17 protein-coding genes are annotated in these 22,438 nt (G+C 49.0%); 9 read left to right on the top strand and 8 right to left on the bottom strand.

The annotated features are described in order from the left end of the window. Positions 1–377 precede the first annotated feature (377 nt). The 3 genes from JOD55_RS01435 to JOD55_RS01425 all read left to right on the top strand — a co-directional run bounded on the left by JOD55_RS01435 (position 378) and on the right by JOD55_RS01425 (position 5,305). On the top strand, positions 378–1,724 hold the full coding sequence (locus JOD55_RS01435; protein WP_239538931.1) for an aminotransferase-like domain-containing protein: 1,347 nt from the start codon (positions 378–380) through the stop codon (positions 1,722–1,724). A 66-nt stretch (positions 1,725–1,790) separates the two neighbouring features. After that, on the top strand, positions 1,791–2,747 hold the full coding sequence (locus JOD55_RS01430; RefSeq protein WP_204398004.1) for a D-alanine--D-alanine ligase family protein: 957 nt from the start codon (positions 1,791–1,793) through the stop codon (positions 2,745–2,747). Positions 2,748–3,031: 284 nt separating this feature from the next. After that, positions 3,032–5,305, top strand: a complete 2,274-nt coding sequence (locus JOD55_RS01425) for an oxidoreductase (RefSeq protein WP_204398002.1) — start codon at positions 3,032–3,034, stop codon at positions 5,303–5,305. Positions 5,306–5,497: 192 nt separating this feature from the next. On the opposite strand, the gene JOD55_RS01420 is transcribed toward JOD55_RS01425, so the two are convergent. From JOD55_RS01420 to rpmH, 8 genes are all read right to left on the bottom strand, one after another. Next, the gene (locus tag JOD55_RS01420; protein WP_204398000.1) at positions 5,498–6,805 is read right to left on the bottom strand and encodes a ParB/RepB/Spo0J family partition protein; all 1,308 of its coding nucleotides are present in this window, start codon (positions 6,803–6,805) and stop codon (positions 5,498–5,500) included. A gap of 294 nt (positions 6,806–7,099) precedes the next feature. Further along, positions 7,100–8,101, bottom strand: coding sequence for a ParA family protein (locus JOD55_RS01415; RefSeq protein WP_275587004.1), 1,002 nt, complete (start codon positions 8,099–8,101; stop codon positions 7,100–7,102). Between the two features lie 305 nt (positions 8,102–8,406). After that, positions 8,407–9,063, bottom strand: a complete 657-nt coding sequence (gene rsmG, locus JOD55_RS01410) for a 16S rRNA (guanine(527)-N(7))-methyltransferase RsmG (RefSeq protein ID WP_204397998.1) — start codon at positions 9,061–9,063, stop codon at positions 8,407–8,409. A 120-nt stretch (positions 9,064–9,183) separates the two neighbouring features. Continuing rightward, positions 9,184–9,765, bottom strand: a complete 582-nt coding sequence (locus tag JOD55_RS01405) for a Jag family protein (protein WP_204397996.1) — start codon at positions 9,763–9,765, stop codon at positions 9,184–9,186. A 34-nt stretch (positions 9,766–9,799) separates the two neighbouring features. Beyond that, entirely contained in the window at positions 9,800–10,957 is a 1,158-nt protein-coding gene (gene yidC / locus JOD55_RS01400) for a membrane protein insertase YidC (RefSeq protein WP_204397994.1), read from the bottom strand. A 67-nt stretch (positions 10,958–11,024) separates the two neighbouring features. Beyond that, a complete protein-coding gene (gene yidD / locus JOD55_RS01395) occupies positions 11,025–11,435 on the bottom strand; it encodes a membrane protein insertion efficiency factor YidD (protein ID WP_204397992.1) in 411 nt (136 codons plus the stop codon). Next, positions 11,428–11,811 (bottom strand): ribonuclease P protein component, encoded by a 384-nt coding sequence (rnpA, locus tag JOD55_RS01390; RefSeq protein WP_204397990.1) that lies wholly within the window; start codon positions 11,809–11,811, stop codon positions 11,428–11,430. The genes yidD and rnpA overlap by 8 nt, the downstream gene beginning before the upstream one ends. A gap of 7 nt (positions 11,812–11,818) precedes the next feature. Next, positions 11,819–11,959 carry a 50S ribosomal protein L34 gene (gene rpmH, locus JOD55_RS01385; RefSeq protein ID WP_084707475.1) on the bottom strand — a complete coding sequence of 47 codons (141 nt, stop codon included), beginning with the start codon at positions 11,957–11,959 and terminating at the stop codon, positions 11,819–11,821. A gap of 401 nt (positions 11,960–12,360) precedes the next feature. On the opposite strand from rpmH, the gene dnaA reads away from it, so the two are divergent. The 6 genes from dnaA to gyrA all read left to right on the top strand — a co-directional run bounded on the left by dnaA (position 12,361) and on the right by gyrA (position 22,431). Further along, complete coding sequence (dnaA, locus tag JOD55_RS01380) at positions 12,361–14,031, top strand: chromosomal replication initiator protein DnaA (protein ID WP_204397988.1); 1,671 nt, start codon at positions 12,361–12,363, stop codon at positions 14,029–14,031. Between the two features lie 396 nt (positions 14,032–14,427). Beyond that, a complete protein-coding gene (gene dnaN, locus JOD55_RS01375; RefSeq protein ID WP_204397979.1) occupies positions 14,428–15,561 on the top strand; it encodes a DNA polymerase III subunit beta in 1,134 nt (377 codons plus the stop codon). A gap of 12 nt (positions 15,562–15,573) precedes the next feature. Further along, on the top strand, positions 15,574–16,803 hold the full coding sequence (gene recF / locus JOD55_RS01370) for a DNA replication/repair protein RecF (protein WP_204397971.1): 1,230 nt from the start codon (positions 15,574–15,576) through the stop codon (positions 16,801–16,803). Further along, positions 16,800–17,492: a DciA family protein gene (locus JOD55_RS01365; protein WP_239538930.1), complete on the top strand. Its 693-nt coding sequence runs from the start codon at positions 16,800–16,802 to the stop codon at positions 17,490–17,492. Before recF ends, JOD55_RS01365 begins: the two co-directional genes overlap by 4 nt. Positions 17,493–17,854: 362 nt before the next feature. Continuing rightward, a complete protein-coding gene (gene gyrB, locus JOD55_RS01360) occupies positions 17,855–19,831 on the top strand; it encodes a DNA topoisomerase (ATP-hydrolyzing) subunit B (protein ID WP_420827030.1) in 1,977 nt (658 codons plus the stop codon). Between the two features lie 83 nt (positions 19,832–19,914). Then, complete coding sequence (gene gyrA / locus JOD55_RS01355; RefSeq protein WP_204399664.1) at positions 19,915–22,431, top strand: DNA gyrase subunit A; 2,517 nt, start codon at positions 19,915–19,917, stop codon at positions 22,429–22,431. Positions 22,432–22,438: the final 7 nt, after the last annotated feature.

Here is a 22,438-nt window from a genome sequence, read left to right as displayed (position 1 = left end):
TGCCGAAAAAAATAATCAGATAATTCAAAATACAACACAGCACACACCAAAAGCACCAAAACAACAAAAAATACCCAACCAAAACAAAACGACAAAAAATATATAGAAAAACACGTTTTCCTCAGAATCAAGCCAAAAGCAGAATAGCAGCAACCTAATTCATCTCATTTTGCTCAGGACTATTTTCCTAATTTTCGAGATATTTCCATCCCTTCCAGAGACAAACTACCCGAATACTGGTCCCAACCCACCCCGTCTTATCAACTGCAACGGTTTTCTACCCAGCACAAATAAGGAGTAATCTAAGGGGCGGTAGCAAAACACCTAACCACCCAAACGCGCTAGTCAAATATAAAGCACGTCAGAAAGGAGCCATTATGAATGATCACACCGAAGGTAGGATTTCACAGGCCTTTTCTGCCGCCAAAGGAACTCGCCTTGATCCGTGGTTCGATCATTATGCCGACCGCGCACTTGGAATGAAGCAGTCAGAAACTCGCTCATTATTCGCCGTCGCCAACCGCCCAGAAGTGGTTTCACTAGCTGGTGGCATGCCTTTTATTCAAGGCCTCCCACTCGATTTCCTTGCAGACATGACCGCCAAGCTCATCCGCGAGCGCGGAGCTGCCGTCCTACAGTACGGCGGTGGACAGGGCGAAGAAGAGCTGCGTGAGATGATCGTCGAGGTCATGAAGCCTGAAGGTATCAACGCCCATCCGGACGACATCATGATCACCACCGGTTCCCAGCAGGCGCTCGATAACATCTGCAAGATCTTTATCAACCCCGGCGACGTCATCGTTGCGGAGGCTCCTTCGTACGTGGGCGCACTCGGCGTCTTCCGCTCCTACCAGGCAAACGTTGTTCATGTACCGATCGATGAAAACGGTCTGATCCCTGAGAGTCTCGAAGAAACTCTGAACCAGCTTGAGGCGGAGGGCCGCCCAGTTAAGTTCCTCTACACCGTCCCGAATTTTCATAACCCTGGTGGTGTGTGTATGTCTGACGAGCGCCGCCCGCAGGTGGTAGAAATCTGCCGGCGCCACCACGTTCTTGTGCTCGAAGATAACCCTTATGGAATGCTCGGCTTTGACGGTGAAACCATGACGTGTCTCCAGAGCCTTGATCCTGAAACTGTGCTCTACCTGGGATCTTTCTCGAAAACTTTCGCACCTGGTTACCGGGTAGGATGGACGCTCGCGCCTCACGCCGTCATCCAGCGCCTCACTCTTGCTAACGAAGCTGCGGTGCTTTCCCCTACAAAGATGGGTCAGCTTTCGATCTCCGAATATCTGCGCACCTATGACTGGATGGCGCAGATCGGCGAGTATCGATCAATGTATCGTGAGCGTCGCGATGCCATGCTCGCTGCTCTGGATACCTATATGCCTCAGTGCTCATGGAACGTGCCTAATGGCGGCTTCTACACCTGGGTTAAGCTTCCTGACGGGCTCGATGCCAAGGCAATGCTTCCACGTGCAACCAGAAACTTGGTTGCATATGTGTCAGGTACGGCATTCTATGCTGATAACCAGGGCGAAGACCATATGCGACTGTCGTTTTGTTACCCCACACCTGAGAACATCACCGAAGGAATTCGGCGTCTTTCTGAGGTTGTCAAGGCCGAAGCTGAACTTGTGGATATGTTTGGAGTACAAAATCGATTCCACGCCACTCAAGGTGGCGTTCATTCCGACGCCGCTCCCAACGTCACATCCCTTTAATCTTTTGTTTTCAATAAAGTCGCTGTTCACTGGATTCGTTTTCAACGGAAAAGAAAGTAGGTAGCCATGGATCGTCCGCTAACTGTAGCCATCCTTGCTGGAGGACTCACTCATGAGCGCGATATTTCTATGCATTCAGGACGTCGCGTTGCCGGCGCTCTAAGGAACCGCGGAGTTCAGGTCAAGGTTCTGGACGTCGATGCGCAGCTACTACAGCGTTTGGACGCGCTTGATCCCGATGTCGTCTGGCCACTCGTTCATGGATCCACAGGTGAAGACGGCGCTTTACAAGATCTTTTGCAGCTCGCTGGTTACCCTTATGTTGGCACTGAGCCTGCTGGTTGCCGGCTCGCATCCGACAAAGCCGTGGTGTCGTCCGTGCTTGAACGTGCAGGTGTTGCCGTTCCCACCGCCACGGCGCTCCCTCAACCACTTTTCCGTGAAGTTGGCGTAACCCCTGTTCTTGACCTCATCGAGTCCCAATATGGCTTCCCTGTGGTAATAAAGCCAGCTAAGGGCGGTTCATCGCTTGGATTAACGATTGTGGAAAACAAGGCACAGCTTCCCGGCGCAATGGTGGATTGTTTCGCGTACGACGACGTCGCCTTGGTGCAGTCTTTTGTGCGCGGACGTGAGTTTGGGGTTGCGGTTATTGATTTGGGCGACGGCGATGGCCCGCGTGTGCTTCCACCGGTAGAAGTACAGGCTAGCGGTCCGTATGACTTTGACGCCCGCTACTACCCAGGCAGAGTTGAGTATTTCGTGCCGGCACGGGTAAACGAGGCAGAATTACAGGCGATTACCGATCTTGCATTGACTGTGCACAAGGTACTTGACCTGCGGCACTACTCTCGCACCGACGTCATCTTGGACGAAGTTGGCAAGGCGTGGTTTATCGATGTGAATACCACCCCAGGAATGACGGAAACGTCGATATTCCCGCAGGCAGCAGCAGCGTATGCGCAAACGACTGACCGTAGCGTTGACGACGTTTACGTCGATATTTTGCGCGCTGCGCTGTGATGGGCAGCTATTTATAGATACCTGTTATTACCACGGTAAAATTGCCGGCGATCTTTGAGATTTAGGCACTTGGTCCGTGGTGGCGCGAGCATTGCCGCAGTTTCATTATGCTCGCGCCACCACAACTCAAAAATATTCATTTTTAGCCAGACTTTGCATAATATTCCCGATACTCTAAGTATCAACGAAACTATCAGAAACCTCGTTTTCCGAAATTTCGGCGAAGCTGTAGCAGGTTTGTTCAATAAACAGCACAAAATACATATTTCACAAGGGAGTGAGCCATGGCTAGAGAACGCACCATCACAAACCTCATTGAACATTACGATGCTTGGGCTGGTGAAACGCCAGAATCGAGCGAGAATTGGTATGGCCGCGAGGCGAGCATGACCAACGATCTCCACCCTTATACTGAGTTGTTTTCACCGATCAAGATCAACAAGCTCACGATCAAAAACCGTATCGTGATGGCTCCGATGGGCAATATCAATATGGCCGAAGAGAACGGCCGCCCTGCCCCCATGATGCTTGAATATTTCTTTGAGCGAGCACGTGGCGGTGCTGGACTCATCACTACCGGCCTTGTGCCGGTGAGCCACGGACTCGATGCTTCTGTTACTGAACTTGGTAAGTTGAGCTACTTCCCTCGCATTGATCGAAGCCGCACTGTATTGGCTGGTTGGCGCGACCTCGCCAAAGGTATTCACGCTCATGGATCGCGGGTATTTATCCAGCTCACCTCCGGTTTAGGACGTGTTGGTAACCCAGAATGCCTCGTGCACCAAAAGAAGTTCCCCCAATCGGCGTCGCTCAATCCAAACTTCTACATTCCTTCCATTCCTTCCCTCCCAATGTCTGATGTGAAACTTGGAAAGATCATCAAAAACACTGGTCAAGCTGCGGCTACAGCGAAAGCTATGGAAATAGACGGCGTTTATCTCCATGGGCATGAGGGATATTTGCTCGACCAAATGACCAGCCCGGCATTCAACCGCCGTAAGCTCGGAAAATATACCGACTGGCAGCGCTTTGGTGTTGATACTGTCAAGGAAATTAGGCGTCGTGTTGGGCCAGATTATCCCATCATGTATCGAATCGATTTGTCCTTAGCGCTGGAAGAAACGTATTCCGATAAGGTGCTCGATTCTACTTACCTCGGCAAATTCCGTGGTGGTCGCACGGTGGCCGATACCTTGAATTATATGGAAAGCCTAGTGCGTGCCGGCGTCGATATTTTCGACGTTGATCTCGGCTGTTACGACAACTGGTGGCTTCCTCATCCTCCCGCTTCCATGCCTGCCGGTTGTTTCCTTGATGTTTCCAAAATCGCGAAGGAACATTTCGAGCGCCATAATATCCTCTCCAACGCTGGCGTGCCTGTGCCGATCGTTGCCGTTGGTAAACTTGGTTATCCTGATCTTGCTGAGCGAGCACTGCGGGAGAATATGTGCGATATGGTGATGCTTGGGCGTCCATTGCTCGCCGACCCACAGTGGCCCGCGAAAGCGCAGGCAGGAGCGGTAAAAGACATTATTCCATGTATCGGTTGCCAAGAGGGCTGCGTGAACGAATTCGTTGAAGGTGGCCACCCTCAGTGCGCCGTCAATCCACGCACGTCATTCGAGTTCAAGTTCCCTCCGGTGCCGCCACGTACGGACAAGCCAAAGAAAATCGCGGTGATCGGTGCCGGTCCGGCCGGCTTAACCTTCGCCCACACTGCTTTTGCCCGAGGTCACGAGGTACATCTTTTTGAGGCTAGCGATCGCATCGGCGGACGTATTAACGCAGGTAGCGTGCCACGCACGAAGTTCGACGTCGGAAACTACCTTCGTTTCTTACAGCGGCGGCTTGACGACGACGTCGCCAAGGGTTTGGTTTTCAAAAAGAACACCGCAGTTACCCGTTCCGATCTGAAGGATTACGACGCCGTTGTAGTTGCGGTTGGTACCAATAATGCACTTCCGCCAATTGACGGAATCGATACGGTAAAGTGCGCACAAGCTGTGGATTTGTTTGAAAATCCGGCTTTGCTTGAGGGTGTAAAATCGGTGACCGTCATCGGTGGTGGATCGGTAGGTTGCGAGTTGGCGCATTGGCTAACTTACGAACATCATCGGGATGTAAAAGTGGTTGAAATGCGTAACCATTTCATGGACGGTACGTGCACAGCCAACCGTGGCCATCTCATCCACGCTCTCGAAGCAGCTGGCGTAGAGTTAATTAACGCTGCGAAAGTTGAGCGGATCGCAGGCGATAACGTTCAGATTGCACGAAATGTGCATAAGAACGTACCGAATCCTTACAATACATGGACACCAATTTTGCCAGAGAATATCGAGAATCCGCTGGCACCTAAAGTAGGTATCGAGATTGAGCGGCGCACCATTAGTGCTGATCTTGTGGTATTTGCTGCTGGCGGCTACGCGAATGACTCACTCTATTTCGATTTAGTTCACGCTGGCGAGCACGCAGAGGTACACAATATTGGTGACTCTTTCAAGGGCGGACGTATCTGGGAAGCTGTTAGTGCCGGATACCGACTCGGCCTAACTGTGTAATGACGGCGCTATTAATATTGCGAGCGTAACTTTGCCGGCGATATATCTAGGCCGGCAAGACAATTGGGCTTGGCGATATATCTAGGCTCGCAATACGACTACTATCCGGCAATACGACTATGCTGGCGGTGCTGTAACAACGGTCGTCTTCCGTTGTTACAGCACCGCCAGGCCGAGATTCAATTTCTTCTATCAATCACGCTTGATAACGTTAAGGATTCTTTCGAGATCATCCATCGAAGCGAAGTCAATCGTGATCTTACCTTTACGCTGACCCATCGTAATTTTCACCCGAGTATCAAAGGTGTCGCCAAGTTGAGCTGCAATATCTGCAAGTTCAGGTACCTGTGCACGTGCGCCTGTAGCGCGTTTGATCTTTGGCTGGGTATCGTCGCCCATCGCAACGAGTTCTTCGACTGCGCGTACAGACAGTCCTTCCGCTACGATCTTCTGCGCCACTCTTTCCATTGCTGCTGGATCTGGCAATCCAAGCAAAGCGCGGGCATGACCAGCAGAAATAACTCCGGCAGCCACTCGGCGTTGCACTAATGGCGGCAGTTTAAGCAAACGTAAGGTGTTGGAAATCTGTGGGCGCGAACGCGCGATACGACGCGAAAGTTCTTCTTGTGTGCACCCAAAATCGTCCAGTAGCTGTTGATATGCAGCAGCTTCTTCCAAGGCGTTGAGTTGTGCTCGATGTAAGTTTTCCAGCAAGGCGTCGCGAAGAAGATCGCCATCTTCGGTTCGGCGCACCACCGCTGGCACAACTTTATTTCCTGCTAGTTGTGATGCTCGCCAGCGGCGTTCACCCATAATAAGCTCGTATCGAGCATCAGGATATTCGCTTATCGGAGCGACTAACGGCCGCACTACGATAGGCTGGAGCACGCCAACTTCTTTAATGGAATCTGCAAGCTCCTGTAAATCCTCTTCATCGAAAACTTGCCGTGGCTGCTTCGTGTTTGGAACGATCTGTTCCACTGGAATCTCACCGAATGTTGCTCCTGGCACAGGTAGCAGTTCTTCGGATGTTTCACGTGAAACATCACCGTTCATATTCACGCGAACGGAATTCTCAGTAATGTTGTCAGACTTGCTCCGAGTAGCGTCTTTCGCTGTAGACTCTTTCTTACGAGAAACGCTCTTCTTCGATTTAGCCACAGGCTGTGAATTTCCGCCCTTGCCATGCGGACCAGCCTGCTCTATATCGGGCATGGTCGCAGATTTTGTTGCTACGAAACTTCCAGCGGCGTCTGAGTCACCGCGTGTGCGCACGGATTTACTGCGTTCCGTTTTTTCAGTAGCGTTCTTAGATTTGCGCGAATTTCCAGCTGTATCACTTGCTAATGTTTCACGTGAAACATCGGAAATCGCATTCGGTTTTTTATCTTCGTGTGGATTGTTGAAGAATACGTCGATAGGACTGTATCTATTTTCAGTCTGGCTCTCTGGAATGAGTGCACCAATGCCTCGCCCAAGACCTCTACGTTTCTCAGCCATATCTACTTATCCTCATCTTTCACTTTTCATTGGAAACACTAGTTTCGATAATCTTTAGTAAGTCATTTCTGGCAACTCAGAACCGCCAGAACACTAACGCTTGCCTAAATTATAAAGGAGCCGCTTAAATTACAAGGGCGCCATATTGATCTGGTGCAGCTTCGTTATATACATCAATACGTCCCTCACAATGCAAATAACTCCACGTATCCGCTTCTCTTCATCGTGAATTACCTCGAAAACGTTTCATTGGAAACTCTTCACATCGATCGTAACGCGCGGTAACGAAATCTTTCATGCCCGCGATGCCAGTTCTTTTGCTGCTGCCAAATAAGCAACTGCGCCTGTAGACCGTGGATCATAAGTAATCACGGTTTGCTGGAAACTCGGAGCTTCTGAAATACGAATATTTCGAGGAATCTCCACGCTGAGCGTCTGTTGTGGAAAGTAATTTCGAACTTCTTGAGCCACGTCTTGTGAAAGATTTGTTCGCTTGTCGTACATCGTGAGCAATATCGTGGAAATAACAAGCTGAGGATTGAGCGATTTTTGTACGTAATCGATCGTTTTCATGAGCTGAGTCAAACCTTCAAGCGCGTAGTATTCCGTTTGAATTGGAATCATGATTTCTTGTGCGGCGACCAAGGCATTCAACGTGAGCAGTCCCAACGACGGCGGGCAATCAATGATCACGTAATCGACATCAAATGTTTCACGTGAAACATTGACGAGTTCGTCTACGGCTCGCTTCAACCGATATTCACGCTCTTGCTCCGTTACTAGTTCAATTTCCGCAGATGAGAGATCCACCGTAGCGGGAGCGAGATATAGACGGTCTAAGTCCGGGCACTTAATCAATATTTCAGAAAGCGATCTTTTATTTGTAATAACGTCGTAGATCGACGGGATACCGGATTGATGGTCAACGCCAAGTGCGGTGGATGCGTTTCCTTGCGGATCAAAATCAATCACGACAACGTTCAATCCGCCATCTGCTAAAGCTGCAGCCATATTCACAGCGGACGTGGTCTTTCCAACGCCGCCTTTTTGATTCGCCACGGTGATCACACGGGCCTTAAGTGGCTTTTTGAACTTTGAGGATTTTACTTTTCGCAGTAGTTCTCGGTCTTGTGCCAATTGAGCACCAAGGGGTGAGTCCTCTGAAAATGACGAAACAAAAGAAGATGACTGCGCTTGTGATCGCTTTTCGGTGAACTGATTATTAGCGCTGCCTGAATCGGCATCGACCATTTTTCTTGGATCTACCACAATCACTCCTTGTTCTTGATACAACATGTAGTCTACCGTGATTCGCAAATATTCAATACCGAGGCCAAGAAATACAGAAGTATTATTTCACACGCTCACAATATACCCACTGGGAATTACGTCGTATAAACCGTCGATACATCGTCAAATAAAAATTTATACGCCTCAGCATCGGCCACGAAAACAGTGATACATCATCGATGTCAAAGCCAAAACACTGCGATACGCAAATGTTTCACGTGAAACATTGCTATTGGTTTGCTAACCATCACTGCAAACACTAACACGTTTTAGGATTTAACTGCTGACCACCAATCATCACTCATACGAATTCACGAAGCATGCTTGCGCAGTTCAACTACTCGCGTTCCTTCATCACAGCCCCATACCGGCACATCATGAACGTCGGCCCATTTCACCTTGTACTTTTTCAAATATGGAATAGCATCATCAATTTCTTGTTCGGCCTTTCCACCTTTCAAAGCCAGCAATGAACCACCCGGTTTCGTTAATGGTAACGTCCACGGAATTAGTTTCTTTAATGCAGCCACAGCACGTGCCGTCACGTAGTCGGTGGCATGTTTTCCTACCAATTCCTCAGCGCGCGAATGAATAATTTCAACGTTTCGCAGCTCCAACTTCTCCACCACATAACGCAGCCAATCGACACGTCGCTCCATCGTCTCAATCAAGTAAACTTTGACGTCTGGGCGCACAACTGCTATCACAACACCTGGAAAACCAGCTCCAGAACCCACATCGGATAGTGAAGAATTCTTATCTAAATATTCGCAAATTGGCAAGGAATTGAGGATATGGCGATCCCATAAACGTGCCATTTCACGTGGTCCAACTAATCCTCGTAACTGCCCCTCGTCCTCAAGGAGCTTTGCAAAAAGCAATAATTTGGCCCAAACATCAGCCCCAAAATGTTCAGCACCGCCTGCAGGCGCACACTGTACCGCAACATCTTCATTTTGATTCGTCATAATATAAGTTCACCATGATTCTTCGAAAAGGAAAACTCTCCGGCGAAAGCCGAAGAGTTTTCCTAAATATTTGCCTAATAATGAGCTTTAAGCTGATAAATAGCTAGCTGAATTTCAAATTCACTCAGCGCTATCTACATCCTCATCATCGGCAAAAGAGTCTTGATCGTCGTCGTGATCCTCGATTTCTTCATCATCACGAAGAGAAATAACTACGTGCCTGCCAACTCCAAAACCGGAGGAATCCGAGAATAAGCCGGCGGCAGCGACGACGTCGTGAACGACTTTGCGCTCGAAAGGATTCATCGGCTTAAGCGAAACATCCTCACCGGAAGCCAATACTTTCGCAACAGCTTCTCGTGCAATCTCCTGGATTTCCTTGCGATGACCCTCGCGGTAACCGAGAACGTCGAGCATCAAGCGCGAACGCATACCAGTCTGGCTCTGCACAGCCAAACGCGTAAGCTCTTGAAGTGCGTCAAGCGATTCGCCACGCTTGCCAATCAAACGCTTGAGCCGGCGGTCACCGCCATCATCGGCAACGATCGCCACGGCTGCACGATCCGCTTCCACCGAAATTTCAATATCCCCATCTAGATCTGCAATATCTAGCAATTCCTCAAGATAATCGGCCGCAAAATCGCCTTCTTCATCGAGGTTAGGAACTACGACGTCGTCCATTTCAAGTTCTTCTTCAGTCATTGTTTTCCTTCACGTCATTGCCTTGGTGGCAAAATCAGAAATTTCGATCCTTTTTAGTGTTTTGCTGCTTCTTTTTGCGTGCGTTCTTCTTCTCTTGTGCACGCTGGCGTTCAGCAAGGCGACGCTCGTAGCGCTTCTGTGCGCGTTCGGCGTCGGTAAGTCCATCTAGCCCGCGTACTTCGGTCGTCTCGTTCTTTTCTTCAGACGACGCCGTTTCCACAGGAATATTTTTTGCTACAGCTTTCTTTGAGCGAGCTTTGCCCAATGGCTGAACTCGCTGGCCACTTGGGCCTTCGAGCCCATTGTCATTTTCTTCCGGAGGAAGACCTTTTGCGATGCGCTTTTGACGGATCTTCTCCTGGCGCTTGCGATATGCCTCCGAACCTGGAGTTGGATTGTTGTTGAGCATCCACGTCTGCTGGCCAATATTCCAAATATTTCCGGTAAGCCAGTAAACCAATACGCCAATCTGGAATGTGGTACCAGTGAAAATGTAGATCATTGGCATGCCATAGAGCATGTATTTTTGCATCTTGTATGCAGGGTTCGACGGATCGAGTGCGCTTTCAGGCATGTTCTTCGTCATGAGCTGTTTCTGAGTGAAGAACAGTGTTGCAATCATCAACGCAATGAGTACAACGGCCACGACGATCACCGAACGTGGAGAGCTGAAGTTTCCTGATGTTCCAATCGAACTAGCCAAAGGTGCGCCAAATAGCTTCGATTCAGCGATATGCTTTGCTACTTCCTCATTGATTGGACCAAGTGAAGGGCGCATGTATTTACCCTCAGACAGTGGCAAAACTGCGTAAAGAAGCCTAAACAGTGAGAAGAAAATAGGCATCTGAATGAGCATGGGCATACACGAAGCAAATGGGGAAGTGCCATGTTCGCGGTATAGTGCCATCATTTCTTCTTGTTGGCGCTGCTGAGAAAGAGGATCTTTGCGACCTTTGTACTTCTTTTGAATCTTCTGGATTTCAGGATTGAGCTGCTGCCCGAGTCGTGCTGCTTTCGTCTGCTTATTAAAAAGCGGAATCATCAGGGCACGAACCACGATGGTGAGGCCGACGATGGAAAGTACCCAGGCAGCGCCAGCGCCATCACTCATACCTATCGTGGTAAGAAGCGAGTGAACGCCGGACATAATCCAGGCAATAATCCACATGATCGGATAAAGAATTGTATCCACTGTTCTACTTTCGGTTTAGATATTGGTCTGTAAATCCCATTCGAACGATTTGTTCGTTACGCCGCTTTTAATCCTGTTGATTAGACGTAGCACTGGAATCTAAAGCTTGTTTTTGCCTATATTCGATTAGTTCTGCATAGCCGAGTGGCTTTTTTGGCCATTGACCAGGTTCAGGAACCCAATCAACACCGCCTTTGCTCCACGGATTGCAGCGGAGAATTCTCCAACTAGTCAAAAGTGTACCCTTGATTGGCCCGTGAATCTGAATTGATTCAATAGCATATTGAGAGCAGGTAGGTTGATATCGGCAACGACGGGGAGTAGCTGCAGAAATATTGCGTTGATACCATCTAATACATGCGATGAATACGCGAGAGAACGGATTTCGCGAATACCGATGTCGGCTCAGCGGCGGAGTATCGTTCGATTCATTCACAGATTGTGAGCCGCCATGACAGGAATTTTCTTCGCTACTCATCACGATTCCTCAATATATGAAGGCGGCGAAACTCCCGAAGCAGAGCTTGCTCGAGTGTGTGCGAATCTGCTTCAGCAGCAGGGCTAAGAGCTCTAACAACGAGCGCACTACACTCTAGATCTTCGATGTAATTCCTGAGGATATGGCGCAGTTTACGAGTAACGCGATGGCGTACCACTGAATTGCCCACAGCCTTGCCAACCACAAAACCTATTTTTTTATCCACAACGAAGCCGACCTCATCGAGGCCGGCTTCGTTGACTTGCCCATCACATAATGTGTGGACAACTAGAAACTGATTTCCGCTGCGCTTACCGTGACGAAAAACTTGTGAAAACTCGCCCGATTTTCGCATCCGGTTTGCTGCAGGCAGCATTATGACATCAGGCGGATAGCTTAGCGCGACCCTTACGACGGCGTGCAGCAAGAACTGCACGACCTGCGCGGGTGCTCATACGCTTACGGAAGCCGTGAACCTTCGCACGACGACGGTTGTTCGGCTGGAACGTACGCTTGGTAGACATGGGTTAACTCCCACTTATTGAACTTACTTCATCAAAATATTCTAAGAATATTGACTTTCTCAGCATATTTTGATGTGTGTACCTTCTGTGCACACATGACCTTACGACTCTACGCGAGTTTTCGCCGTCAGGTCAATAAATAACTAGTGTGCCGTGACTGATATCTCAAGCCGAAAATCTGAACAATTCCATTTTATTTTGCTTTCCACACCTGTGGTTATTTTTTCGAAAATGACTTTTTGGTGATTTTGAGCCAAGAACCTGGTTAAATTACAAAGATGTAATATCCACAGCTGTGAATATCGCTGTGGATAACTGTGGACGTTTCCACAGTTTCTGTTTTATTATTAACGAGTTATCTGTTATGGGGATGAACTTTTACCTGAAATTGTGGGGCAATTATGACTGAAAACTTTGCTGCTCGTGATGCTTGGACAGCAGCAACGGAATTACTGAGATCAGCAGGAAAACTCTCAGATTCTCAAACTGCATTTGTGCGTATGGCACGCCCACTTGCAGCTGTCGATGAAGTTTTTGTTATTGGTGTTGGCTCTGATTTTGTTAAGGAATGGATCATTCAACACGTCTCGGCCGCCATGACCGAGCAGCTTAGCGCAATATTGGGCCGCGAAGTAAAACTCATGATTTCAGTTGATCCATCTTTGAGTGAACAACAAGCACCCACAACGTCAAACCCCGCTCATCCTAATTGGACACCCAATCAAGTTGATGAACGCCATGTACCCGAATCAGAGCATTTCACACATAGTGATTATCAACAGATGTCTGAGTTCTCTCATCAAGAGTTTTCCCATCAAGAATATGCTCATCAGGATTATCCCGTTTCAGATTATGTATCGGATTTTCAACAACCTGATTACTCAAATCACGAAGATTATTCGTCACACCAAAATTCTCATGCCCACACGACGTCGTACGTTGATCATCGCCCCGAATATCAATCGCGACTAGCAAAGAATCTTCCACATATTCCAAACTCGAATTCAGTACAAACACAAGCACGGCTAAACCCGCGGTACACATTCGAGACTTTTGTGACTGGCGAATCGAACCGATTTGCACATGCAACTGCGCTGGCAGTGTCCGAAGCCCCCGGCTCAACCTACAATCCACTTTTTCTTTATTCGGATTCCGGAATGGGAAAAACCCATCTGCTTCACGCAATCGGAAATTACACAGTAAAGCTCTATCCACAAAAGAAAGTGCTCTACATTTCTTCGGAAGAATTTACGAATGCTTTCATCAATGCCTTGCGTGACCAAAAAATCCATGCTTTTAAAGATCAATTCCGCAATGTTGATATTTTGCTGATCGACGATATCCAATTCATCTCAAACCGAGACTCCACTTTGGAAGAGTTCTTCCACACGTTCAATGCACTCTCGAATGCAAATAAACAAATCGTTATTACGTCCGATGTGGCTCCAAAGCTACTGACCGGATTTGAAGATCGAATGATTTCTCGCTTTGCCTCAGGTATTACAGCCAGCATTGATTTGCCAAACCTCGAAACGCGAATCGCTATTTTGGAAAAGAAAGCCACGGCCGAGCAGCTACATGTGCCACGTCCTGTATTGGAATTTATCGCTTCGAAAATGACTACGAACGTGCGAGAAATGGAAGGTGCACTGCGTAGAATCACAGCTTATGCCGATCTTGCACACAATCCAATCACTTTGGATATGGCTGAACTCGTGCTTAAAGATATGATCTCCGATCCAGAATCTGTGCAAATTACAGCAGGATTGGTCATGGCACAAACCGCTGCATATTTTGATATCAGCCTAGATGAGCTCAAATCTCAAACTCGCACTCGCTCACTGACCACTCCTCGGCATATTGCCATGTATTTGTGCCGTGAAATGACCGATCTTTCTCTTCCAAAAATTGCAGAAAGTTTTGACCGTCGAGATCATACGACCGTTCTTAATGCACTGCGAAAGATCGAAAAATTGATGGCAGAAAAGCAACACATCTTTAATCAAGTCTCGGAGTTGACCGCACGAGTCAAACAATCAGCGAAAGAGCAGGCACAACACCGAAAAGACTAGTTATCCACAAATGATGCGAACATCTCCGTGAGAAGTGACAAAATTTTGTGGATAACTTTAATCTTCCTGTGAATATTTTCCACATGAAAATGGTTCATCCACATATGTGAAGCAAAAATCATAAAGTTCTTAGCAGAATTACTCACTGTGAAAAGCGCGAAATTTCAATGAAAAGTCCAGATATCCACAATATTCACAGTAGCTACTACAACTACTACAAATAACTAAATGACAAAATTCGGACGTCAGCCGACTGCTCGAGAATGTTGGCGATGCGAAAAATTTTGAAATATTTTTATTCCAGAGATGAGTTATTAACAATTGTGGAAGCTGATATTGAAGAAAGCGCAAACTCAAGTAGAGTTACACAGTAGTACTGAAGAAAGTAGGTAAGCAGTGAAATTTCAAGTCGAACGCGAGACTTTCACAGAAGCTGTAACTTGGGTGGCTCGAACAATTCCCAACCGACCAGCTATTCCAGTGTTGGCCGGATTGAAAATTGTTGCCTCCGAGGAAGGTAAAATTTCGCTTGGCTCGCGCGATTCAGATATTACTTCGCACATCGATATTGAGGGTGACATTCAAATTCCAGGCGAAATCCTCGTCAATGGAAAGCTTCTTGCAGATATTTGTCGATCACTGCCTGCCAAACCAATTCTTTTCTCGCTCGAAGGTACAAAACTCGAAATTGAGTGCGGGTCAGCTCGTTTTTCCATGAAAACGATGGCAATGGATGACTATTCTGAACTTCCAGCGATGCCACCCGTCGTCGGAACTGTTGATGGAGATCAATGGCAAGAAGCAGTTTCGCAGGTCACTGTGGCTGCGTCGAATGACGACACTCTCCCAATGCTTGTTTCGGTATGTATTGAGATTGATGGCGAATCAATTTCCCTCATGGCAACTGACCGCTATCGCCTAGCTGTGCGAGATATTACGTGGGAGCCGGTCGATTCAACGATCAATAAGCGAATTTTGGTGCGTGGCTCGCGCTTACTCGATATTGCAAAATCTTTGGGCACAGCTGGATCAGTGGAAATTTCTCTCGAAGAGTCAGGATCTTCATCGTTGATCGGCTTCTCTGCAGGTGGACGTCAAAATACTGTGCAGCTTATTGAGGGTGATTATCCACAGGTGCGCTCCCTTTTCCCTGCTGATGTTTCCGGATATGCGACCATCAATCGCGTTAATATGCTTGATGCAATTAAGCGTTCACGTTTGGTTGTGGAGAAAAATTCGGCTGTGCGACTGTCTTTTACAGAGGGCGAACTTGTTGTTGAGGCAGGTCATGGCGATGCAGCTCAGGCATCAGAAGCCTTGGAAGCTAATCTTCATGGCGAAGATATTTCTTTGGCATTTAATCCGATTTTCCTCCAAGAGGGAATTAGCGTGATGAATGAGCAAAATATCCGCCTTTCTTACACGCATCCAACGAAACCGGCCGTCATCACGCCAGAAAACGACGAAGGAGAGGCAGACGAAAGTTTTCGCATGCTTTTGATGCCGATCCGCACGTTTGGATCCAACTAGTGTTGGCTAGGCGTGTACATCTCGGATCTCGCTCTCAATGATTTTCGTTCCTACCAGGAGGTAGTTTTACAATTACAGCCTGGAGTGACGACTTTTATTGGGGAAAATGGCCAAGGGAAAACCAATCTTATTGAAGCGATTGGCTATTTGGCGACGTTCTCTTCCCACCGGGTTGCTGCCGATGTTGCCTTAGTTCGTCAAGGTGCATCAGCTGCAGTAATACGGGCGAAGGTAGTGCACGACGATTCTCCAACCGTCGTTGAGTTAGAGATTTTATCAGGTAAAGCGAACCGTGCCCGGATCAATCGTGGGAACGTCAAAACACGTGATTTGCTAGGAATCGTCCGAACAGTTCTGTTTGCTCCAGAAGATTTAGAACTTGTGCGTGGCGATCCTAGCGCGCGCAGAAACTTTTTGGATTCACTGATGATTCAGTTCAAGCCGAGTTTGGCGGGAATCAAAAGTGAATACGAAAAAGTTTTAAAACAACGAGCTGCTCTGCTCAAAACTGCTGCAAAGATCAAACGCCGTGGCGGAATTTTCGATGAGACCAGCTTGGATATTTGGGATGCACAATTTGCTCGTTTAGGCGCTCAACTTATCGCCCAACGCGTTGCAATTATTCAACTGTTGCGCCAGCCAGTGCAAGATTTTTATCAAGAAGTTTCGGGTGGAAAAGGGATTGCGCGTATCGACTACGAAGCGAATCTCCTTAAGCGTCTTGAATGGCAATTGCCCAGCCCAGAGCATACACATACGGATCAGGCGCTCGCCGATATTGCGGCGCGCGAAAACGAGCTGCTCGACGTCGTCAATAACGAAAAAAAATTACTTGACCTTTTGAAAAATTGGCGAGCAATCGAAATTGAACGCGGCGTCAATCTCGTTGGCCCTCACCGCGATGACCTGCGGCTCACTTTGGGTTCTTTACCTGCGAAAGGTTTTGCTTCGCATGGGGAATCGTGGTCGTATGCGCTGGCTTTGCGCCTTGCTTCGTGGGTCGTGATGCGCGAGCAGAACAACGATATTTGGATGGAGCACGATGCTGAGCCTATTTTGATTCTCGACGACGTTTTCGCCGAGTTGGATTCGCGCCGTCGCGAGCGTTTGGCGAAGATTATTTCCCAAGCACAGCAAGTATTTATTACCGCAGCAGTTGGCGACGACGTTCCCTCCGAACTCGTGGGAGATCGCTTTTGGGTTGAATCCGGTAGCGTAAAATTGCTGGGTGATCAGGAATGACTGAAAACTCAGAGCGGAAAAATTCTCGTATGACGCCCGCTGTAGCTGATAAAACAGCTGATAAATCGGTGGATCGAGGATCTGATACGAATTTGGCACCGAGCAAAATTGCGGTTGCCAAAAGCGCTGCCGCAGAAAAATATGGCGATAAACTTCCACTTCAACGCCTTGAAGCTATGCGTCGATTGGCCTATGAGCGCGGTTGGGTGCGCGTAAAAATGGAGTCCTCCCAGGGTGTAGATTTATTTCGCCAGTCGGATAAGAAAATTGGCGCAGAAGTTTTTATTCCCTCCCCTGGTCAAGAGGTTGGATCGGGAGCGCGCTCTTCATGGCGAGATCCAAAGCCTTTGAGCATATTATTGCAGGCCACAGTCAAGGAGCGTGGTTGGGGTAGCCAGCTTGACGTTGCCTCCGTTGCAGCCCGGTGGCCACAACTTGTTGGTGAGACGGTGGCTGCGAACTGCGTCGTCGAATCTTTTGATCACAATGGAGTTTTAATTTTGCGTGCGAGAACCGTCTCGTGGGAAACACAAATGCGAGCATTAGCAGCCACTCTTGATATGCGCCTTGCCCAGGAACTTGGAGAAGGCGTGGTTAAAGAAATTATTATTAACGGCCCGCACGTGCGCAGTTGGAAGCATGGGCGGTTGTCGGTCAAAGGGCGCGGTCCTCGCGATACTTACGACTAATTGCAAGAGTTATCAATGATGCTCAAGCTTGGCCGAAGATGTGGGTAAAGATTTGTGATTATGCGAGCTGGTTCATTTCAAACACTGTGAGCACGAAGATGCGATGCGCTCGAAAATCGCCACTAGACGCGCTATACTTAATTTGCCCTTGTGGAATGTAGGTCCCTACCTCATCGGGGCTAAAATGGATTAGAAAGCGATTCTAGTTTTATTTTGAGATATGGGCCACATTTATTGGTGTGGTTCGCGCAAATTATGCAACGAGGAGATCTCTAAGCGTGTCCAACGAAGAAGAGCAGCCCAAAAATGAGGCGCAAACAAGTTCCACCCAAGCGGAAAAATCCTCTTATGGAGCTTCAGATATTACAGTTCTCGAAGGCCTAGAAGCTGTACGCAAGCGCCCAGGAATGTACATCGGCTCCACTGGAGAGCGCGGACTTCACCATCTGGTATACGAAGTGGTCGACAACTCAGTCGATGAAGCTTTGGCTGGTTACGCTAATGAAATCACTGTAACGCTGCTGGCAAATGGTGGAGTCAAAGTCGTTGATAACGGGCGCGGTATCCCTGTTGATATTCACCCAACTGAGGGTGTTTCCGCAGTTCAAGTTGTTATGACGGTACTTCATGCCGGTGGAAAATTCGGCAATGGTTCTTACGCCGTCTCTGGTGGTCTGCACGGCGTGGGTATTTCCGTCGTCAACGCCCTATCGACTCGGATGGATACAGAAGTTCGCCGCGACGGATACGTGTGGAGAATTTCGTACGAAAACGGCGTCCCTGTTGCTCCGCTTGAAAAAGGCGAAGCGACGGACGCAACAGGAACCACCCAAACCTTCTGGCCAAATGGCGACATTTTCGAAACCACAGAATTTGACTACGAAACCCTGCGCAAGCGTTTCCACCAAATGTGTTTCCTCAACAAAGGCTTGCGTATCACGCTCATTGACGAGCGTCCACAAGCAGTGCAAGAGGGCGACGAAGTTACGGGAGATTCGCAGAGCGTGGAGGATCTTCCCGCCTCCGGTTATCGCAAGATTTCGTACAAGTACGACGGCGGCCTGCATGATTACGTAAACTACCTTGTGCAAACAAAGAAAGTAGAACGCGTCCACGCCGAGCCGATCTACTTCGAAGCCGAAGACAAAGAAAAGAAGATTTCGGTGGAGATTGCGATGCAGTGGACGAGTGCTTACTCCGAAGCTTTGCATACGTTTGCAAATACGATTAATACCACCGAGGGCGGCACGCACGAAGAAGGCTTCCGCACGGCTTTGACCTCGATCATCAATAAGTATGCGCGTGATAAAAACCTCTTGAAGGAAAAGGATCCAAACCTCTCAGGCGAGGATATTCGAGAAGGACTTACCGCCGTCATCTCGGTAAAACTCGGCGAACCACAGTTTGAGGGCCAAACGAAAACCAAGCTTGGCAATACCGAAGCGCGTACTTTCGTGCAGCAGCAAACTTACGCCTATTTGGCCGATTGGCTGGATATGCATCCGTCGGAGGGACGCGAAATTATTCGCAAGGCTTCCCAGGCCTACTCGGCACGCTTGGCTGCTCGAAAAGCTCGTGAAGCCACTCGCCGTAAGTCGGTGCTCGAATCGGCAGCGATGCCAGGAAAACTCAAAGATTGCACATCACGCAACCCTGAAGAGTGCGAAATCTTTATCGTCGAGGGTGATTCCGCTGGTGGTTCGGCTGTGAATGGTCGTGATCCGAAGCATCAAGCAATTATGCCGATCCGTGGAAAAATCCTGAATGTGGAAAAGGCTCGGCTTGATCGAGCGCTTTCGTCCGACTCGATTCAAAGCCTTATCACTGCATTTGGCACTGGTGTGGGCGATGAATTCGATATTGCGAAGTTGCGTTACCACAAGATTGTTTTCATGGCCGACGCCGATGTGGACGGTCAGCATATTGCCACCTTGTTGCTGACTTTGGTTTATCGCTATATGCGGCCACTCATTGAGGGCGGATTCGTTTACCTGGCGATGCCGCCGTTGTATCGAATCAAGTGGACGAACGCTCCACACGATTATGTGTTCTCTGATAAAGAGCGTGACGAAGTGCTTGCTGCCGGTTTTGCTGCTGGTAAGAAGTTGCCGAAAGCAGAAGGCCAGGGAATCCAGCGCTACAAAGGTTTGGGCGAAATGAACGATTCAGAATTGTGGGAGACCACAATGGATCCGCAAACGCGCACACTCAAGCAAGTTTCCATTGGCGAAGCTGCAGCCACCGATGAAACATTCTCCATCCTCATGGGTGAAGATGTTGTATCACGTAGAAGCTTTATCCAGCGCAACGCACACGACGTTCGCTTCCTCGACATCTAAGGGTTACCGTGAGCAAAGAAAACGAAACTAACGAAGAAGTGTACAACCACGGAACGATTAAAGAGGTTGATCTCCAAAAAGAGATGGAGACTTCTTACCTCGACTACGCGATGTCGGTTATCGTGGGTCGAGCGCTCCCAGATGTTCGCGATGGTATGAAGCCAGTACACCGTCGCGTTATCTACGCGATGTGGGACGGCGGATACCGCCCTGATTCGTCATTCTCCAAGTCGGTGAAGATCGTTGGCGACGTAATGGGTCATTTCCACCCACATGGCGACGCCGCAATTTACGACACGATGGTACGCATGGTCCAGCCGTGGAACTTGCGCTACCCACTCGTTGCCGGACAGGGAAACTTCGGAACAGCAGGTGATCTTGGCGCAGCAGCTCCTCGATACACCGAGGCGCGCATGGCTCCGCTAGCAGTAGAAATGGTGCGCGATATTCACGAAGATACCGTGAATTTTGAGCCTAACTTCGACGGTTCGGTGCAAGAGCCAGTTGTGCTCACCTCGCGTTTTCCAAACCTGTTGGTTAATGGTTCTGAAGGTATTGCGGTTGGTATGGCAACGCGCATTCCGCCGCACAATCTACGCGAAGTTGCGGCAGGTGTGCAGTGGTACTTGGAGAATCCCGAGGCTTCACGTGACGAACTTCTAGCTCAGCTTCTGCTTCGTATTAAAGGTCCTGATTTCCCAACAGGTGCGATGATCCTTGGCACTCGCGGTATTGAAGAAATGTACCGCACTGGCCACGGTTCGATTACCCAGCGTGCAGTGGTAGAAGTTGATGAAATCAACGGTCGCCAGTGCTTAGTGGTGACCGATCTTCCTTACCAGGTCAATCCAGATCGCTTGCTCGACAAGATGGTTGAAGGCATCAAAGATGGCCGTTTGCCTGGTATTGCAGATATCCGTGACGAGTCCTCAGGACGTGCTGGCCAACGTATCGTGATTGTGCTCAAGCGCGACGCCGTTGCCAAAGTTGTGTTGAACAACCTGTACAAGCACACCCAGCTCCAAAACAACTTCCCAGCCAATATGCTTGCGCTGGTAGACGGCGTGCCGCGTACGCTTTCGCTTGATGGCTTCGTGTTCCATTGGGTACAGCACCAGATGGAAAACATCCAGCGCCGCACCGCTTTCCGTTTGAAGAAAGCCGAAGAACGTTTGATGATTTTGGAGGGTCTGGCAAAGGCTCTCGACCAGCTCGATGCTGTTATCGCTTTGATTCGCGCATCTCAGACACCTGATGAGGCACGTCAAGGCTTGATGGAGTTACTCGATATCAACGAAATTCAAGCCGATCACATTCTTTCGATGCAGTTGCGCCGCTTGGCAGCTCTGGAACGTCAAAAGATTCTTGACGAAAAAGCCGAGAAAGAAGCTTTGTGTGAAGAGTACCGAGATATTCTCGCCAAGCCTGAGCGCCAGCGTCAGATCGTGTCGAGTGAATTGCAAGAAATCGTGGATCGCTATGGCGACGATCGCCGTACGACGATTCTTCCGTTCGACGGCGAAATGACCGTTGAGGATCTTATTCCAGAAGAAGACGTGGTGGTCACGATCACCCGATCAGGCTTCGTCAAGCGCACGAAAGTTAGTGAATACCGAGCTCAGCATCGTGGCGGTAAAGGTATCAAGGGCACGACGCTCCGTGGCGACGACGTCGTCGAACATTTCGGTATCGCCTCGACTCACGACTGGCACCTGTTCTTCACAAATATGGGGCGCGTATACCGCATTAAAGGATATGAGCTGCCCGAAGGCTCACGCGAGTCCAAAGGTCAGCATATTGCCAACCTTTTGGCGTTCCAACCAGGTGAAACTATTGCCTCGGCAATTACGCTGCGCAACTACGATCAAGCAGATTACTTGATTCTCGCCACCGAAGATGGCTTGGTTAAGAAAACAAAGCTCACCGACTATGACTCGACGCGTACTGGTGGATTGATCGCTATCAAGCTGCGCGAACACGAGGATGGAACTACGGATCAGGTAGTTTCTGCGCGACTGATCAACGAAGGCGATGACCTTCTGCTTGTGTCACGCAACGGCCAGTCCTTGCGTTTCACGGCGACAGACGAGGCGTTGCGACCAACTGGCAGATCGACGTCGGGCGTAACGGGAATGAAGTTCCGCACCGGCGACAAGCTGCTCACGATGGACGTCGTGCGCGACGACGCCGAAGTATTTATCGTTACCGAAGGCGGATTTGCTAAGCGGACCAGCGTTGATGAATATCGTACGCAGAGTAGGTCGGGAATCGGTATTAAGGTGGCTAACCTTGTTGAGGCGCGTGGCGAGTTGGTGGGTGCGTTGATTACACAGCCTGGCGACGAAGTCATGGTTATTATGCAGTCAGGCAAGGTCGTGCGGTCATCAGTCGACGAGGTGAATTTGACGGGACGTAATACGCAAGGCGTGAAGTTCGCACGTCCAGACAAGAACGATTCGATTATTGCGGTGGCACTCAACCTTGAAAGTGCGGGCGAGGAGGAAATCGAAGCCTCGGCGGACGGCGTCGTCGAAGAAAATACTACAGACGTACAAAATGACGCTGAAAATGCGCAAACGAGCGATAGTATTAGCGAGTAGAACAACT

The sequence above is a fragment of the Arcanobacterium pluranimalium genome, from assembly GCF_016907845.1.
In the GTDB taxonomy this organism is placed as follows: Bacteria; Actinomycetota; Actinomycetes; order Actinomycetales; family Actinomycetaceae; genus Arcanobacterium_A; species Arcanobacterium_A pluranimalium.
Note: the sequence above shows the minus strand (reverse complement) of the source record. Positions and strands in the feature narration are given on the sequence as shown.

Bases quoted from the DNA above. Each gene is read 5' to 3' on its own strand.
- JOD55_RS01435 (WP_239538931.1), top strand. From the start codon at position 378: ATGAATGATCACACCGAAGGTAGGATTTCACAGGCCTTTTCTGCCGCC.
- JOD55_RS01430 (WP_204398004.1), top strand. From the start codon at position 1,791: ATGGATCGTCCGCTAACTGTAGCCATCCTTGCTGGAGGACTCACTCAT.
- JOD55_RS01425 (WP_204398002.1), top strand. From the start codon at position 3,032: ATGGCTAGAGAACGCACCATCACAAACCTCATTGAACATTACGATGCT.
- JOD55_RS01420 (WP_204398000.1), bottom strand. From the start codon at position 6,805: ATGGCTGAGAAACGTAGAGGTCTTGGGCGAGGCATTGGTGCACTCATT.
- JOD55_RS01415 (WP_275587004.1), bottom strand. From the start codon at position 8,101: ATGTTGTATCAAGAACAAGGAGTGATTGTGGTAGATCCAAGAAAAATG.
- rsmG (WP_204397998.1), bottom strand. From the start codon at position 9,063: ATGACGAATCAAAATGAAGATGTTGCGGTACAGTGTGCGCCTGCAGGC.
- JOD55_RS01405 (WP_204397996.1), bottom strand. From the start codon at position 9,765: ATGACTGAAGAAGAACTTGAAATGGACGACGTCGTAGTTCCTAACCTC.
- yidD (WP_204397992.1), bottom strand. From the start codon at position 11,435: ATGAGTAGCGAAGAAAATTCCTGTCATGGCGGCTCACAATCTGTGAAT.
- rnpA (WP_204397990.1), bottom strand. From the start codon at position 11,811: ATGCTGCCTGCAGCAAACCGGATGCGAAAATCGGGCGAGTTTTCACAA.
- rpmH (WP_084707475.1), bottom strand. From the start codon at position 11,959: ATGTCTACCAAGCGTACGTTCCAGCCGAACAACCGTCGTCGTGCGAAG.
- dnaA (WP_204397988.1), top strand. From the start codon at position 12,361: ATGACTGAAAACTTTGCTGCTCGTGATGCTTGGACAGCAGCAACGGAA.
- JOD55_RS01365 (WP_239538930.1), top strand. From the start codon at position 16,800: ATGACTGAAAACTCAGAGCGGAAAAATTCTCGTATGACGCCCGCTGTA.
- gyrA (WP_204399664.1), top strand. From the start codon at position 19,915: ATGGAGACTTCTTACCTCGACTACGCGATGTCGGTTATCGTGGGTCGA.